Genomic DNA, 16,109 nt, shown 5'->3' with positions numbered 1-16,109 from the left:
CCCTACATCTGTGTAATCAACCCGCAGGCAACATCAGTGTAATCAATCCGTAAGGAAAGAGGCAAGAAAATCTATGAAATTATTTCCACCTCCACTCGCCGGCAATACTCAAAGGTTCCTTTAGGTTCTGCGATTCTAAGAAAGCCCTTAATTCTTCTTCGCCCTGCACACCAACAGGAATTTTCGGTGTATTGGCTAAAGCATAAGTTAACATGGCGCTGTAACGCACCGTGTTTTTAAGTTCCTGCTCGTCAACCAGTTTAAAGCTATCGCCATCTGAATGATAAAATGGACCAGAGTTGTTTGGCAGTTTACCACCAAAACCACCTCCGGTGGGAATACCTTCTAACATAAAAGGCTGATGATCGCTATGCAAACCTGCACCTGCATTAAACAGATTTTTAAAACCGGTATCAATTTTTACGATATCAGCTCCCCAGGCCGTAAAAAGATCTTTCATTTCCGCTCTTGAGGTAGAAAAACCCTTCGGATCGTTGGTCATATCGTAGTTTAACATAAACTTCACCTGGTTTAAGGTTTTGTCTTTTTTAGCCTGATTGATGTATGCTTTAGAGCCCAATAAACCTTGCTCCTCGCCCATAAACAGTACAAACTCCACGGTACGTTTGGTTTTTAAATTCAGTTTTTTAAAGGTACGTGCCATATCCATAATAGCGAAAGAACCTATTCCATTGTCTATCGCTCCGGTTGATAAATCCCAGCTATCTAAATGTCCGCCGACAACAATTTTATCCTTAGGCAACTCGGTTCCTTTAAAAGTGGCCACTACGTTTCTCGCTTTAATCATACCCGAGAAATTAGTCATGGCGATATGTGCAATCTGCGATTGTGATTTAATTTTTTCTTTTAAAGCTATACCATCTTCTAATCCAATACAAATAGCGGGAATAGAGATTAATTTGCCTGTTACCGAAGCTGTCCCGGTTAAAAGCACGCCACCCTTTACCGTGTTAATAATAATTACTCCAATTGCTCCATATTTTGTGGCAATGGCCGTCTTTTCTGAACGGTGTAATGACTTTGTTCCAGCCGGAGAGCCTGGCAATACACCAAGATAAATCAGTGCAATTTTACCTTTAAATTTTTCAGGACTGGCCTGATAATCGGCTTCCAGCCCGTTACCAGCATCTACAATTTCGCCAGTAACGTCTGCACTCACCGGTGAATGTGCTAAGGTAACAGCCTTCATTTTGGTCAAACTGTTTTTATCGGTACCAATTTCCACACTGATTGTTTTTCTTGCCCAGCTTTCTACTTCGAAAGGTTGAAACTTCACTTCACAACCATAAGATTTTAACAAATCAAAAGCATATTGCTCTGCTTTTGCACCGTTTGTAGAGCCTGTTAAACGATGACCGATGGTTTCGGTTTCATATTTAAGTGTTTGATAAGCTTTTGAATTTTGCTGTACATCGGTATTGATCTTAGCAAAAACATCACCGAATTTATCCTGGGCATTTACAAATAAAGTGGTACAAAGTAGCGCTGAAGCGAAAAAATATTTCATTAGGAATAATAGTTTAGTTGCTGAAAGTACAAATTTTAGTCAGAGATTGCTAGCTGTAACGTATATTTTGCTTTAGATAATGTCTTTCCCATAGAAATGGTCGTCATTGCGAGGAGGAACGACGAAGCAATCTTTCCTGTTAGTGATTCTGCTATAAAGATTGCTTCGTCGGCTGAAAAAGCTTTCTCGCAATGACGAATCTTCTCGGCTTATCGCAATAAAATAAGATTCTTCGATGCGCTCAGAATGACAAAACTATAAAACTATGGCTTTACATGCACTTTTTTCTTAGGAAACACCAGCGAAGCCACAATACTGATCACCAGGATACTTAAAATCACGATTAACGAATGTTCGGTAGTGAAACCCCATTTCTCCAGATAGGTATGCCCTAACATTTTTATCCCGATAAAGGCCAATAATACGGCTAATCCGGTTTTTAAATAGTGGAATTTGTGGATGATATTCACCAACAGGAAGAACATGGACCGTAACCCCATGATGGCAAAAATATTAGAGAAAAATACAATGTAAGGATCTTTTGTTACCGCAAAAATAGCCGGAATAGAATCGACAGCGAATAAAAGATCAGTAAACTCAACAATCAGCAGCACCAAAAACAAAGGTGTTACCAATGTTTTATGGTTAATTTTTACGAAGAATTTTTTACCCTCATATTTTGGATGAATAGAAAATATTTTCGAGGCCCACTTTACTACAGGGTGATTTTCTGGATCAATCTTATCATCTTCATCTTTGCTGAAGAACATTTTTATCCCGGTAAAAACAAGGAAAGCGCCAAACAAATAAAGTATCCAGGCAAATTTTGCAATTAATGCTGCACCAACAAAAATGAAGATGAAGCGCATAATAATGGCACCTAAAATACCCCAGAACAATACACGGTGATAATATTTTTCTTCAACGGCAAAGGCAGAAAAGACGAGTACAATCACAAAGATATTATCTACCGAAAGTGCATATTCAATTACATAACCGGTTAAAAATTCTAAGCCCAGGTTTTGTCTATAAATCGCTAAACTTCCTTCAAAATCATTAGGAATTAGTTTAATGTGGTGCTGGTGTCGTGTTACAATTTCTTGCAGGTGTGCAAAATCCTTTATTCCATGTAGCTGGTGCCCTTCGGTTAACAGGATAAAGTAAAAACCGATAGCCAAAGCCACCATAATCAAACTCATTACTCCAGCCTGTTTTAAGCTCACTACATGTTCTTTCCGGCTAAAAAGACCAAGGTCTAAAGCAAGGATCAGTGCAATAAAAAGAAGAAAACCTAAGCTAAAAAGTAATTCGTTACCCATTATTTTTTACGTTCAGTGGTGTACAGTACAAGTTGTTCTAAACCAGTTCGTGCTTCGCCTGCCTCAAAACTGTGCAAAATATCAAATGCTTCTTTCTGGTACTCCAGCATTTTCTGGTTCGCGTAATACACCCCTTCGTGGGCATTTACGAAATCTATAATCTGCTGAATTTTAACCGGATCGTCTTGGTGATTTTTCACCAGGTTAATAATTTTTTTACGTTCAGTTTTTTCAGCTTTATTCAGTGCATAAATTAAAGGCAGCGTTACTTTCTTCTCTTTAATATCAATACCCAAAGGTTTGCCTACATCATCCGTCCCGAAATCGAAGGTATCATCTTTAATCTGAAAGGCAATTCCTACCTTTTCGCCAAACAGACGCATTTTTTCTATCGTTTCATCATCAGCACCTGCCGAAGCAGCCCCCGCAGCACAACAAGAAGCAATTAAGGAAGCGGTTTTCTGTCGGATCACATCAAAATATAAATCTTCCGAAATATCCATCCTCCGCACCTTTTCTACCTGCAACAGTTCACCCTCACTCATCTGTTTCACAGCTTCCGATACAATCTGTAACAAACGGTGTTCGTTATTGTTTACCGAAAGCAACAATCCTTTGGCCAACAGGTAATCGCCAACCAGAACGGCAATCTTATTTTTCCATAAAGCATTGATAGAGAAAAAGCCGCGGCGTTCGTAGGCATTGTCTACCACATCATCATGCACCAAAGTAGCCGTATGTAAAAGCTCTACCAAAGCAGCTCCGCGATGGGTTGATTCTGTAATGCCACCACATAGTTTAGCCGCAAAAAATACGAACATCGGCCGCATTTGTTTGCCTTTCTGCTTTACAATATAATGGGTAATCCTATCCAGCAACGGTGCGTCGCTATGCATAGATTCTTTAAAGGTTTTTTCAAACGCTTTAATATCAGCAGCAATAGGTGTTTTTATCTGTTCGATTCCCGGCATTAAGTCGAAAAATTTTGATTGCAAACTTAAGCTAATTTCCCATAAAAAGGTAATGTGCAATCGTATTATTAAGGATTTGAAAAGCAATAGCTTAATCTTTAACATCTTTTGCTCCTGCTATTGCCCATCGTCGTCGCCCTCATGCTTCGGGCTGTGGGCCATTTAGCACGATCAGGTTTAACATTATGGGTTAGTGCAGGCAATAACCACTCAAAACCACAACTAATTACTCAAAAAGATTAGCTTTATTTAATTTCAAATTTTACATTTAAACTAATATTTGGTGCCTCATATGAAAAAACGCTACAAAGTACTTATCGGCCTTTCGGCAATAATTGTTGCAGGCTACTTATTGGGCCCAAAGCCCAAAAAACCGGTTTATAATAAAGAACTCACACAGGTGCCCGATCTGGAAGATTTAGACCGTTATGTGGCCAGCATAGAATCTATGCACAAAATAAAACCGGGTAACGAAGCCGAAATCATCTGGGCCGACCCTCTCCACAGGCAAACCGAATATGCCATTGTTTATTTGCATGGTTTTTCGGCATCAAAAACAGAAGGAAACCCTGTTTACCTCAATCTGGCTAAAGAATTAAATGCCAATTTATATTTAGCGCGTTTAGCCGACCATGGCATTGATACGCTTGCACCCATGCAATATTTTACCGCCGACCGCCTTTGGGAAACCAGCAAACAGGCTTATGCCATCGGTAAAAAATTGGGCAAAAAAGTAATTTTAGTGGGTACTTCTACCGGTGGAACTGTCGCATTAAAATTAGCATCAACTTATCCAGAAATTAACAGTTTAATTTTATTGTCGCCAAATGTGGCCATTAACGATAAAAATGCCTGGCTTTTGAATAATCCATGGGGATTACAGATTGCCAGAAAAGTGGTTGGTGGCGATGAACGTAAAGTAGACGATCGCACTGACGAGTATAAAAAATACTGGTACACCAATTATCGCCTCGAATCGTTAGTAGAGCTGGAAGAATTTATTGAGAGCAGTATGGTAAAAGCAACTTTCCAAAAAGTAAAACAACCTGTTTTAATGCTCTACTACTACAAAAATGAACTCGAGCAAGATCCTGTAGTGCGTGTAGATGCCATGCTAAAAATGTTCGAAGAACTGGGCACGCCCAATAATTTAAAAAGAAAGCAAGCCATACCAAACGCGGGGAATCACGTAATGGGATCGTATATTACTTCGAAGGATTTACCGAGTGTAGAAAAGGCTATTGAAAGTTTTGTGGGAAGTACGCTGAAAGTGCCAGTACATTGATTATAAATTATGATTTCCAAAGAGGGATCGTCACCCTGAATTTATTTCAGGGTCTGTATAACAGGAAAGATGCTGAAACAAGTTCAGCATGACGATCGGGTTAGAGATATAGGCTTAAGAGACTTCCGAAGTTTTCCATCGCTAATCCTCTGGCTAAACTTCGTAAGAAATTTAACCCAAAATATTTTTCACAATCATTTCAGCGTGCACCCTCGAGTTTTCAATAAAAAGTTTGTGCGTATCCAATCCGCCACAGACTACACCTGCCAAATACAAACCTTTTACATTGGTTTCCATGGTTTCATCATTGTATGCGGGGCAAAGTGTTTCAGGTAACTCAATTCCGAATTTTCTCAGCATGCTAAAATCTGGTTGATAGCCCGTCATCGCAATTACAAAATCGTTTGGGATGGTTTTGATTCCTTCAGGTGTTTTAATATCAACCTCTCCATCTCTTATCTCGATAAGCTCAGAATTGAAAAGTGCTTTAACTTCGCCTTCTTTAATCCTGTTCTGGATATCTGGCCTAACCCAGTATTTAACATGAGGGCCAAGATCGCCACTGCGCACCACCATCGTCACATTTGCGCCTTTTCGGTAGGTTTCCAAAGCAGCATCTACACCAGAGTTATTGGCGCCAACCACAACTACATTCTGAAAAGCATATAAATGCGGATCTTTGTAATAATGCGTTACTTTTGGCAAATCCTCTCCCGGAACATTCATCAATAAAGGCACATCATAAAAACCGGTAGCCACAATTACATTATTGGCCGAATAATTGGTTTTGGAGGTATTGATTTCGAAAACATCGTGATCGTTTTTAACAACTTGTTTTACGCTTTCGAAAAGATGGATATTTAAATCAAATTTTTCAGCTACACGACGGTAATATTCAACCGCTTCATTTCTGTTGGGTTTCGGACTGATGGTTACGAAGGGAACTCCTCCAATTTCTAACTTCTGAGAAGTAGAAAAGAAGGTCATAAATACAGGATAATTGAACAAACTGTTCACCAAAGCACCTTTTTCTACAATTACATAGCTTAAGTTTGCTTTTTGAGCTTCAATTGCGCAAGCCATCCCTATTGGACCGGCACCGATAATTAATACGTCGTAATGATTTTGATTTTCAGACATCCAGTTTTTATTTCGCTTTAAAGAATAGTCGTCATCTCGACTGGAGCACCGTCCCGACGTTAAGTCGGGAGAGAGATCCATTTAAACAGATTTAGCTTCGCTGAGCACTTCGTGGTTCTCGACTGCAATGTGTTCCGCTCGAAATGACGATCTCCTTTATTTATTAAATTTTCATTGCTTTACTTGGACAGGCGAAATCGGTTCTTTTTAAACCGGTATTTTTAATTGCGCCATAACCGCCGGCAACATCAATCACATTTTCTACCCCACGCGATTTTAAGATGGAAGCGGCAATCATCGAGCGGTAGCCACCTGCACAGTGAATATAATAGGTAGATTTTGGATTGATTTCGCCAGTCCAGTCGTTAATAAAATCTAAGGGACGGCTTAGTGTAAATTCCAGATGTTCTGATTCATATTCACCTGGTTTGCGTACATCAAGTGCTGTAATTTCTCCGTTAAGACTAGCTGTTTCAAATGCCTCGGCAGAGATTGATTCAATCGTATCGATTTCCTTGCCAGCATCTGTCCACCTTTCGAAACCGCCATCTAAATAACCAATGGTACTATCGTATCCCACACGGGTTAAGCGGGTAATGGTTTCTTCTTCTTTACCCTGATCGGTAATCAATAAAATTGGCTGCTGTAAATCGGTAATTAAAGCACCAACCCAGGGCGCAAACTGCCCGTTAAGGCCTATGTTGATCGAATTTGGAATAAAACCTTTGGCAAAAACCTGTGGATCGCGGGTATCGAGCATAATAGCCCCTGTTTGGTTTGCCGTATCTTCAAACTGCTGAGGTGTTAAAGCATTTAATCCTTTCTCATAAACCTCATCAATACTTTCTACTCCACCTTTATTAATGGCCGCATTTTTAGCAAAATATTGTGGTGGCGGCAAAATACCATCTGTTACTTCCGCAATAAACTGCTCTTTAGTTGTAGCTTTTAAAGCGTAATTTACTTCTTTCTGATGCCCCAAAGTATCGAAAGTTTCTTTACTCATGCTTTTGCCACAGGCAGAACCTGCACCATGTGCCGGATAAACAATTACATCATCAGCTAAAGGCTTTATTTTCTCATTTAAAGAATCGTAAAGCATTCCGGCTAAATCTTCCATGGTTAAATGGCCCTTCTGTGCTAAATCAGGTCGACCAACATCGCCAATGAACAAGGTATCGCCACTAAAAATGCAGTGATCTTTTCCATCTTTATCAGTTAACAGATAAGTAGTCGATTCTAAAGTATGCCCAGGCGTATGTAAAGCGGTAATGGTTACATCGCCGATTTTAAACTGCTCGCCATCTTTAGCAATGTGCGATTTAAATTCGGTTTTAGCGGTTGGGCCATAGATGATTTCGGCACCAGATTTTTCTGCCAGGTCTACGTGTCCGGAAACAAAATCGGCATGAAAATGCGTTTCAAAAATATATTTAATGGTGGCCCCTGCTTTTTCAGCTTTCTTTAAGTACGTTCCAACCTCTCTTAGCGGATCAATAATTGCCGCCTCACCGTTACTTTCGATGTAATAAGCGGCTTCTGCCAGGCAACCTGTATATATTTGTTCTATTTTCATGTTATTTACGCAGCGTCACCCTGAATTTATTTCAGGGTCTTACCAGAAAGATGCTGAAACAAGTTCAGCATGACTGATCTATTACAGCAAAAATAGCGCTAAATACTTATAACCGAAATGATGTCGGTCATAATTGCAGAAGTTTTACTTACTGTAGTGCAAAACTGCTAACTGAAAATTGTCAACTGCAATTGATTGGGCGTTACCCTAATCCCGATGAATCGGGAAAGGGTCGGGCCTTTCAGGGCTGCGCTTCGCTTCGGTACCGATGAAGGATCGGTACTGAAACCCTTACAATCCCTAACGCGGATCTATCGCAATTTTAGAATTTATGCAACGCCCCATGTTGCTAAACCTGATAAAGCGTAAAGCCCGGAGCGAGGTACGAGTGAGGACTTTCAGCGGTAGCAGGGCTAAACCTGCCATTATAACAGAACCCATCATTTCCAAAAACGATGAAAATAACTACACTTCAGGATTAAAAATCCTTAGTTCTGTAGATGGGATTACAAATCCCGACTAACGCTAATCTTTAGTCAGCTCACCTCTCAACGATTCTTCCATCAACTTGCGGCTTTCTTCTATTGATAAACCTAAGCCCATTACAAACATTAACTTTGTAACTGTAGCTTCGAAAGTTAAATCGTAACCACTTAAAATGCCCATTTTCAACAGTTCTCTGCTGGTTTCGTAGCGACCAAGCTGAACTGAACCTTTTTTACATTGAGAAATGTCGATAATGATCTTTCCATTCAAAATCGCCTGACGCAAACTATCTAAAAACCATTGTGCCGTTGTGGTATTGCCTGAACCAAAAGTCTCTAAAATAATAGCGTCTACCTTAGAATCTGTTATTGCCTGAACCGCCTGCGGGGTTATACCGGGGTATAATTTCAGCACCCCGATATTTGAATTAAAATTGGTATGCAATTTTAATTCTCCTTCGGTAGCTTTTAGGATATAGTTTCGATGAAATTGCAAGTGAACGCCTGCTTCTGCAAGTATCGGATAATTTGGCGAACGGAAAGCTTCAAACTTTTCGCTGTTATATTTTATAGAACGGTTTCCCCTAAATAACTGCGCATCAAAATATATACAAACCTCTGGAAAAAGTGCTTTTCCATCTTCTTTGGTCGCCGCAATCTCTAGAGCGGTAATTAAATTCTCTTTGGCATCCGTCCTGATTTCGCCAATAGGAAGCTGAGATCCGGTTAAAACAACTGGTTTATCCAGGTTTTCGAGCATAAAACTCAATGCCGATGCGGTAAAAGCCATCGTATCAGATCCGTGGAGGATCACAAAACCATCATACTGATCGTATTTATGATAAACAAGTTCGGCTAACGTTTTCCAAATTTCAGGATCCATGTTTGAAGAATCCAATACCGGATTGAAGGAATGTACATCTAAATCGTAATCTAAACGGCTTAATTCAGGAACGTTTTCTTTTATCTGCTGAAAATCAAATGGAATTAACATCCCATTTGTAGGATCGTTAACCATACCGATGGTACCACCGGTATAAATTATAAGTATTTTGGTCATTTGGTTGGGTGAAGGTTGCTCACCGCAAAGAAACTAAAAAATTACAAATGATTGGACAATATTTTAAAATTAGCAACAAAAAAGCTAAAAAACGTTAGTAAATTACCAAAATTATAAATTTTAAGTCACTATTTTACAATACAAGAAATTCAATACAATCGTCATTCCCAACTTGATTGGGAATCGTAATGCCTTGGTCGGGTTTGTAGATTGCATAAGATTCCCGCCTGCGCGGGAAAGACGATCTTCCGTCAGAATCTGTCATTAGTAATTTGTTTCAGGATCTGATAGGAAAGATGCTGAAATAAATTCAGCATGACGGCCTAGCGAAAAATTGATGTTTAAACCCCAAAAACCCTTTTCGAATTCTCTGTGGTTACATCTGCAATTTCTTCAACAGAAACACCATAAATATCGGCCAGTTTTTGCGCTATGTAGATTAAATAACTGCTTTCATTGGGTTTCCCACGGAAAGGAACAGGAGCCAAATAAGGCGAATCTGTTTCTAAAACCAGGTTAGCTAAAGGAATTTCTGATAATACCAGATCCAATCCTGCTTTTTTATAGGTAACCACACCACCAATGCCTAAATAGAAATTTAAATCGATGGCTTGTTTAGCCTGTGCTAAATTGCCCGTAAAACAATGGAATATTCCGCGTAGTTTTTCGTCCCTTTCACTTTCCAATAGCTCAAAAACCTCATCAAAAGCCTCGCGACAATGGATCACAATCGGCAATCCTATTTTTTTTGCCCAGCCAATCTGTTTGCGAAAAGCATCTTGCTGAATGGCCAAAGTAGTTTTATCCCAATACAGATCGATCCCGATCTCACCAATGGCATAAATTTTCCGACCGGAAATACTATTATAGATTTCATCCAATTGAGCAAGATAATCTTCTTTCACATCACAGGGATGTAAACCAGCCATTGCAAAACAATTTGCCGGATATTTCGCCACCAGATCATCAATCATGGCAATTGATTTTACATCAACATTGGGCAGAAACAAACGGTTAACGTCGTTTTCGAAACAACGCTCTATTAACAGTGCCTGTTTTTCAGCATCCTGCTCGTAATATAAATGGGTATGGGTATCGGTAAAAAGCATTGTTTTAAAATGTAAAATGGGTTAGCGGTTAGGTTATGAATTCATAAATGTATTGCGAAGGGTAATTTCAACTCGAATTTGTCATGTTGAGCTTGTCGAAACACTTAACGCTAATTTAAGCAGGTCCTTCGACAGGCTCAGGATGACAAACCCATTCAATTGCAATAGCCTCTGAAACAAGTTCGGGGCGACGAACGATGCGTGAACCTCCAACCTTAGACTATTTCTTCTTCTTAGACACCTTGACTTCGGACTTCGGGCTGCCGAGCTCGGACTCCAAAGCCATTTCCTTTTTCAAGAACTTCCCTGTTAAACTGATCGGATTCTGGATCAAACCTTCTGGTGTACCTTCGAATAAAATTCTTCCGCCACCAGCACCGCCCTCTTCACCTAAATCGATCACCCAATCGGCCACCTTAACCACATCTAAATTGTGTTCAATTACCAAAATCGTATTTCCTTTATCAACCAGCTCTTGCAATACACCTAAAAGGACATTAATATCTTCGAAGTGGAGCCCTGTTGTAGGTTCATCTAAAATGTAGAAGGTTTTTCCGGTATCTTTTTTAGAAAGCTCGGTAGCCAGTTTAACCCGCTGTGCCTCTCCACCCGACAAAGTAACCGACGATTGCCCCAAAGTGATATAACCTAAACCAACATCTTTTAAAGTTTTAATTTTTCTATAAATGATCGGGATATTTTCGAAGAAATTACAGGCATCTTCAATACTCATATCCAGCACATCACTAATCGATTTCCCGCGGAAACGAACTTCTAAGGTTTCTCTGTTGTATCTTTTTCCCCCACATTCTTCGCAAGGCACCTGTACATCAGGCAAGAAATTCATTTCAATCACCTTTAAACCAGCACCTTGGCAAGTTTCACAACGGCCACCTTTTACGTTAAAAGAGAAACGGCCAGGTTTGTAACCACGGATTTTTGCCTCAGGCAGCTGTACAAACAAGTTTCTGATATCGGAGAAAACTCCGGTATAGGTAGATGGGTTAGAACGGGGTGTTCTGCCGATAGGTGCCTGATCGATTTCAATCACCTTATCAATTTCTTTCAATCCGTTAATTTTCTCGTAAGGCAAAGGTTGTTTTTTTGCCCTAAAGAAATGATGGTTTAAAATCGGATATAAGGTCTCGGTAATCAAACTCGATTTACCACTGCCCGAAACGCCGGTTACGGCAATAAATTTACCCAAAGGAAAATCTACCGAAACTTCTTTTAAATTATGGCCGGTGGCTTTTACGATAGACAATTTATGTCCATTGCCTTTTCTGCGGTTTTTTGGCGTTTCAATTTTCTTTTTGCCATTGAGGTAATCGGCAGTTAAAGTATTCGATTTCAGAATCTGTGCAGCTGTTCCTTCTGCAACTACCGTTCCGCCGTGAATACCTGCTCCAGGGCCAACATCAATTACCCAATCGGCCTCCAGAATCATATCCTTATCGTGTTCTACCACCAAAACGGTATTTCCAAGATCACGGAGATTCTTAAGCGCATTGATCAAACGTTCATTATCGCGCTGATGCAAACCGATACTTGGCTCATCGAGGATGTACATTACGTTCATCAATTGCGAACCGATCTGTGTAGCCAACCGGATCCGTTGCGCCTCGCCACCTGAAAGTGTACGGGCAGTCCTATCTAGCGTTAAATAGGTTAAACCAACATCTGTTAAGAAACCGATCCTGGCTTTAATCTCTTTTAAGATTTCTTTTGCAATAATATTCTGACGGTCGCTAAGACGCTCATCTACTTTTTCGAACCAAATGTTCAGGTTGAAAATATCCATTGATGACAGCTCGAAAATGTTTTTGCCATCAACTTTGAAGTGTAGACTTTCTTTTTTCAAACGGGCACCATGACACTCCGGACAGGTTTTCAGTTTCCTGAATTCATCCATATCATCTGATGCAGATTCGCTTCTCTTTTCATTCTGCTCTTCGAGCATTTTAATAATACCATCGAAGGTAATATTATAATTCTGAACGTTCCATTTATTGTATTCTACCTCAACCTTGATCAGATCGTGCGTTCCGTTTAAAATGATGTTTACGACTTCATCGCTTAACTTTTCGATCGGGGTTGAAAGTGAGAAACTATATTTTTTGGCCAGGGCTTTTAATACCTGGAACATCCAAATGTCTCTATATTCGCCCAATGGCGCTAAACCACCGTTTAAAATACTCAGTTTTGGGTTCGGAATTACCGATTCTTTATCCACCACGAAGATATAACCTAAACCATCGCAACGTTCGCATGCACCATATGGCGAGTTGAACGAAAAACTATTTGGTTGAGGTTCATCGTAAGAAATACCAGTGGTTGGGCACATTAAAAACTTACTAAAATGCGCAACATTATTGTCCTTATCGCTGATTTTGATTACGCCCTTACCCATTTTCATCGCAATCTGTAGCGAATCTAGCAGGCGTTTTTTATCCTTTATATCAATAATCAAGCGATCAATCACCACTTCGATATCGTGAATTTTATAACGATCTACCTGCATTTTAGCAGAAATATCCTTTATTTCTCCATCCACACGCACTTTTACATACCCCTGTTTACGGATCTGCTCGAAAAGTTCGCGGTAATGCCCCTTTCTACCTTTAACAACAGGCGCAAGAATATTTACTGCAACACCATCAAATTTATTGAAGATATTCTGCAGGATCTGGTCTTCGCTCATGCGCTCCATCTTCTCGCCAGTATTGTACGAATAGGCATCAGCAACACGTGCATAAAGCAAACGCATGAAATCGTAAATCTCAGTAATGGTACCCACGGTAGAGCGCGGGTTTTTGCTGGTGGTTTTTTGCTCAATGGCAATCACTGGGCTCAGTCCCGAAACCTTATCCACATCAGGGCGTTCCATCCCGCCCATAAACTGGCGGCTGTAAGCGCTAAATGTTTCCATATACCGGCGCTGTCCTTCCGCGTAAATGGTATCAAAAGCCAATGATGATTTACCGCTACCACTTAACCCTGTTATAACAACAAGCTGATTGCGCGGAAAACTTACATCTATATTCTTTAAATTATGTACCCTCGCACCATATACTTCTACATCTTTTTGCTCGCCGAGGTCGATAGATTTATTGCTCATATTTTATTTAAAGTTGGAGGCAAAATTGAGTCTTTAAAAAGACAAAATTTCAATCCGCAAAAATGCTAAAAATTTTATCAAAATGAAAGTCAAAACCAATCTTGATTAAGGATTAATTGTCATAATGTCGACTTCTATTTCTAAGAAAATCAGAGGTAAACAGAAGAGACAGATTAAAAGGTTAAAAAAAATTCGTCATATCAGATAAACGCGGAGTATGAAGTAACTGTTTTGTATTTTTAGAGAACTTTTAAAGTTTCTAATCCCCTTACCCAATGCAACATAATAAACATCTTTAAAAGATCTCCCGACTCCGCTGCTCTCCGCCCGAGATGACGACGCAACTGCGAGCACCATGCTAACTAATGAACCAATGGCTAATGAACTAACCTACCACTCTAGTGTCGTACCATTCTCAGTCGGGTGCCCGGTACATACCAAAACCCTGCCTCTTTCTAATTCATCATCCGTAAGCACTTCATTATAATCCATTCTTACGCCACCTTTGGTACAGTTGGCTACACAGGTACTACATACGCCCCCGCGACAACTATAAGGAAGCTTGATTTTATTTTCCAGCGCTACATCCAAAATCCTTTGTGGCCAGGGCACTTCAAGGTTATAAGTTTCCCCTCTAAAATTTAAAATTACCGAGTAAGTATTTTTATCAACGACTTTCTCTGCCGAACCATCATCCTCATCCACCTCATCTTCTGGCAACACAAAGGTTTCTCTTTTAATCTGTTTGATATCGAAACCCATGCCCAACAAGGTAATCCGGCATAAATCCATATAAATTATCGGGCCACAGCTGTAAAAAAGCGCATCATTCCGATCAAAATGCAAATGCTCTTTGAGGAGTTTTTCAATATAGAATTTGTTTAAGCGGGCCGTCATTAGGTTTTTGCTATTGCTAAAAACCCAAACAATCTTTAATCTATCCGGATATTTCTGTTGCCATTCGTTCAGCTCATCATAAAACAAGGCATCTTCCATTGATCGGTTACTATATACCAGCGTAACCAACGATTTTTTCTCGCGCACTAAGGCCGTTTTCAAAATTGAGAATAATGGCGTGATTCCTACTCCTGCAGCGAACAGAAAAAGATCTCTTTCCAGGTTTTCTTCTGGCAAGTAACTGAACATCCCCTGAGGCTCTTGCGCCAAAAGAATATCGTTCACAGAAGTTTTATGGTGTAAAAATCTCGAAATCTCTCCATTCTCTACCCTTTTTACTGTAATCGCCAAAGGCTCATCCACATCTGGCGAGCTATTAAAAGAATAGGACCTTCTTATCTCCTTATGTTTACCCTGAAAAATCAACGAAATAAACTGACCGGCTAAATACTTTGGGTATGCTTGATCTACTTCCTCAAATTGAAAAGTAATATTATCGCCTGGTTGATTGATGATTTTATTAATGCGCAGTTTGAACATATACAAAGAAAAGAAATTGATTTATTAGTTCAATCGTTCATTGGTCATTAGTTGTCGTTCATTGGCCATTGGTTCATTAGTTAGCATGATGCCTAGAAAATTCTCGTATCAATGAATAACTCCTAAAAAAACGTGTAGTGATTAGCGTTTAGTAAAAAAACAAATCTGTGTAATCCAACAATCTGTGCAATCACCCTCAAAAAAAAGCGTCCCGATTTACAACCGGGACGCCTTACCAAATGCTTGTCTTTATCTTAATTATTATATTATTCGGCGTTGTAGGCCAATAATACTCTCGGTTTTTCGTAACCGTAACGTTTCGGGTGCTCCATAATCTGTTTCATAGAAATCACTTTATAAACATAGCCTCCGGTTTCGCGGTTCAGCTTCATTTTGTAGTAATTATCTTGATTTTGATTATTGATCTGCTTGCGCAGGCGTCCGTCGCCAACATTGTAAGCCGCAGCTACCAATGTCCAGCTTTCTAAACCTTTATACATTTCTTTAATGTATTTGCAGGCAGCGATGGTTGATTTACGCAGGTTATAGCGTTCATCAACATTTCCGTTTACTCTTAATCCATAGGTACGGGCTGTGCCAGGCATAAACTGCCAGATTCCGGCTGCACCTTTTGGAGAAACTCCTTCTGCCATTCCAGATTCGACCAGGGCCAAATACTTAAAATCGTTGGGAATTCCGTAGGCAGCAAGAATAGGCTCAATTACCGGAAACCATTTTGCTGCTTTTGCATGCAATTTATTGGTTTGGGTATTTCCGTAAGTGTGTGCTGCAAGGATTTTTTTCATTTTGCGTTCTACCTTTTTATCGCCTAATGGCAGGGTTTCTTCTGCAAAATTTAACTGTGCCATTAAAGATAGCGGCTTTTCCGCATTTTCAACTTCCAGGCTATCAGTTTTAGGTATTGTAGTGTTTAATTTTTCTTCTTTTAAAAGACTTTTTTGTGCTAAGGGCATTTGGTAAGCGAACACTTTTGCCAAGATAAATAGTGTTGCCACTACCGCAAATGGTACGATGTGTTTCTTTAACATTTTCCTCCTTTTTTTGGTGAACTTATATAAAA

At 39.7% G+C, this 16,109-nt stretch carries 11 protein-coding genes; 1 reads left to right on the top strand and 10 read right to left on the bottom strand.

Going from position 1 to position 16,109, the window contains the following annotated elements; translation table 11 throughout:
• Positions 1 to 79 precede the first annotated feature (79 nt).
• From AC07VK_RS14685 to AC07VK_RS14675, 3 genes are all read right to left on the bottom strand, one after another.
• The gene (locus AC07VK_RS14685) at positions 80 to 1,528 is read right to left on the bottom strand and encodes a M28 family peptidase (RefSeq protein WP_492961363.1); all 1,449 of its coding nucleotides are present in this window, start codon (positions 1,526 to 1,528) and stop codon (positions 80 to 82) included.
• 263 nt (positions 1,529 to 1,791) lie between these two features.
• Positions 1,792 to 2,847, bottom strand: a complete 1,056-nt coding sequence (locus tag AC07VK_RS14680) for a TerC family protein (protein WP_492952805.1) — start codon at positions 2,845 to 2,847, stop codon at positions 1,792 to 1,794.
• Positions 2,847 to 3,818, bottom strand: a complete 972-nt coding sequence (locus AC07VK_RS14675) for a polyprenyl synthetase family protein (protein ID WP_057931174.1) — start codon at positions 3,816 to 3,818, stop codon at positions 2,847 to 2,849. Before AC07VK_RS14675 ends, AC07VK_RS14680 begins: the two co-directional genes overlap by 1 nt.
• Positions 3,819 to 4,110: 292 nt before the next feature.
• Here AC07VK_RS14675 and AC07VK_RS14670 point away from each other — a divergent pair, with 292 nt between their 5' ends.
• A complete protein-coding gene (locus AC07VK_RS14670) occupies positions 4,111 to 5,103 on the top strand; it encodes an alpha/beta hydrolase (RefSeq protein WP_492961361.1) in 993 nt (330 codons plus the stop codon).
• A gap of 171 nt (positions 5,104 to 5,274) precedes the next feature.
• Here AC07VK_RS14670 and AC07VK_RS14665 read toward each other — a convergent pair whose 3' ends face one another.
• The 7 genes from AC07VK_RS14665 to AC07VK_RS14635 form a co-directional block, all read right to left on the bottom strand.
• Complete coding sequence (locus AC07VK_RS14665) at positions 5,275 to 6,243, bottom strand: YpdA family putative bacillithiol disulfide reductase (RefSeq protein ID WP_492961359.1); 969 nt, start codon at positions 6,241 to 6,243, stop codon at positions 5,275 to 5,277.
• Between the two features lie 163 nt (positions 6,244 to 6,406).
• On the bottom strand, positions 6,407 to 7,819 hold the full coding sequence (locus AC07VK_RS14660) for an MBL fold metallo-hydrolase (RefSeq protein ID WP_492952802.1): 1,413 nt from the start codon (positions 7,817 to 7,819) through the stop codon (positions 6,407 to 6,409).
• Positions 7,820 to 8,344: 525 nt separating this feature from the next.
• Positions 8,345 to 9,364, bottom strand: a complete 1,020-nt coding sequence (locus AC07VK_RS14655) for an asparaginase (protein ID WP_492961357.1) — start codon at positions 9,362 to 9,364, stop codon at positions 8,345 to 8,347.
• A 341-nt stretch (positions 9,365 to 9,705) separates the two neighbouring features.
• Complete coding sequence (locus tag AC07VK_RS14650; RefSeq protein ID WP_492961355.1) at positions 9,706 to 10,473, bottom strand: TatD family hydrolase; 768 nt, start codon at positions 10,471 to 10,473, stop codon at positions 9,706 to 9,708.
• A gap of 220 nt (positions 10,474 to 10,693) precedes the next feature.
• On the bottom strand, positions 10,694 to 13,591 hold the full coding sequence (gene uvrA, locus AC07VK_RS14645) for an excinuclease ABC subunit UvrA (protein WP_492961353.1): 2,898 nt from the start codon (positions 13,589 to 13,591) through the stop codon (positions 10,694 to 10,696).
• Positions 13,592 to 13,981: 390 nt separating this feature from the next.
• Positions 13,982 to 15,028: a 2Fe-2S iron-sulfur cluster-binding protein gene (locus AC07VK_RS14640; RefSeq protein ID WP_492961351.1), complete on the bottom strand. Its 1,047-nt coding sequence runs from the start codon at positions 15,026 to 15,028 to the stop codon at positions 13,982 to 13,984.
• A gap of 266 nt (positions 15,029 to 15,294) precedes the next feature.
• On the bottom strand, positions 15,295 to 16,077 hold the full coding sequence (locus tag AC07VK_RS14635; protein WP_492952796.1) for a lytic transglycosylase domain-containing protein: 783 nt from the start codon (positions 16,075 to 16,077) through the stop codon (positions 15,295 to 15,297).
• Positions 16,078 to 16,109 lie beyond the last annotated feature (32 nt).

This window comes from Pedobacter sp. GW821-FHT01D05 (assembly GCF_059422505.1).
This window is presented reverse-complemented; position numbering and strand designations above follow the sequence as displayed.

Excerpts from the sequence above, each read along its gene's own strand:
- AC07VK_RS14640 (WP_492961351.1), bottom strand. The coding sequence starts at position 15,028 with ATGTTCAAACTGCGCATTAATAAAATCATCAATCAACCAGGCGATAAT.
- AC07VK_RS14660 (WP_492952802.1), bottom strand. The coding sequence starts at position 7,819 with ATGAAAATAGAACAAATATATACAGGTTGCCTGGCAGAAGCCGCTTAT.
- AC07VK_RS14670 (WP_492961361.1), top strand. The coding sequence starts at position 4,111 with ATGAAAAAACGCTACAAAGTACTTATCGGCCTTTCGGCAATAATTGTT.
- uvrA (WP_492961353.1), bottom strand. The coding sequence starts at position 13,591 with ATGAGCAATAAATCTATCGACCTCGGCGAGCAAAAAGATGTAGAAGTA.
- AC07VK_RS14685 (WP_492961363.1), bottom strand. The coding sequence starts at position 1,528 with ATGAAATATTTTTTCGCTTCAGCGCTACTTTGTACCACTTTATTTGTA.
- AC07VK_RS14650 (WP_492961355.1), bottom strand. The coding sequence starts at position 10,473 with ATGCTTTTTACCGATACCCATACCCATTTATATTACGAGCAGGATGCT.
- AC07VK_RS14675 (WP_057931174.1), bottom strand. The coding sequence starts at position 3,818 with ATGCCGGGAATCGAACAGATAAAAACACCTATTGCTGCTGATATTAAA.
- AC07VK_RS14680 (WP_492952805.1), bottom strand. The coding sequence starts at position 2,847 with ATGGGTAACGAATTACTTTTTAGCTTAGGTTTTCTTCTTTTTATTGCA.
- AC07VK_RS14655 (WP_492961357.1), bottom strand. The coding sequence starts at position 9,364 with ATGACCAAAATACTTATAATTTATACCGGTGGTACCATCGGTATGGTT.
- AC07VK_RS14665 (WP_492961359.1), bottom strand. The coding sequence starts at position 6,243 with ATGTCTGAAAATCAAAATCATTACGACGTATTAATTATCGGTGCCGGT.
- AC07VK_RS14635 (WP_492952796.1), bottom strand. The coding sequence starts at position 16,077 with ATGTTAAAGAAACACATCGTACCATTTGCGGTAGTGGCAACACTATTT.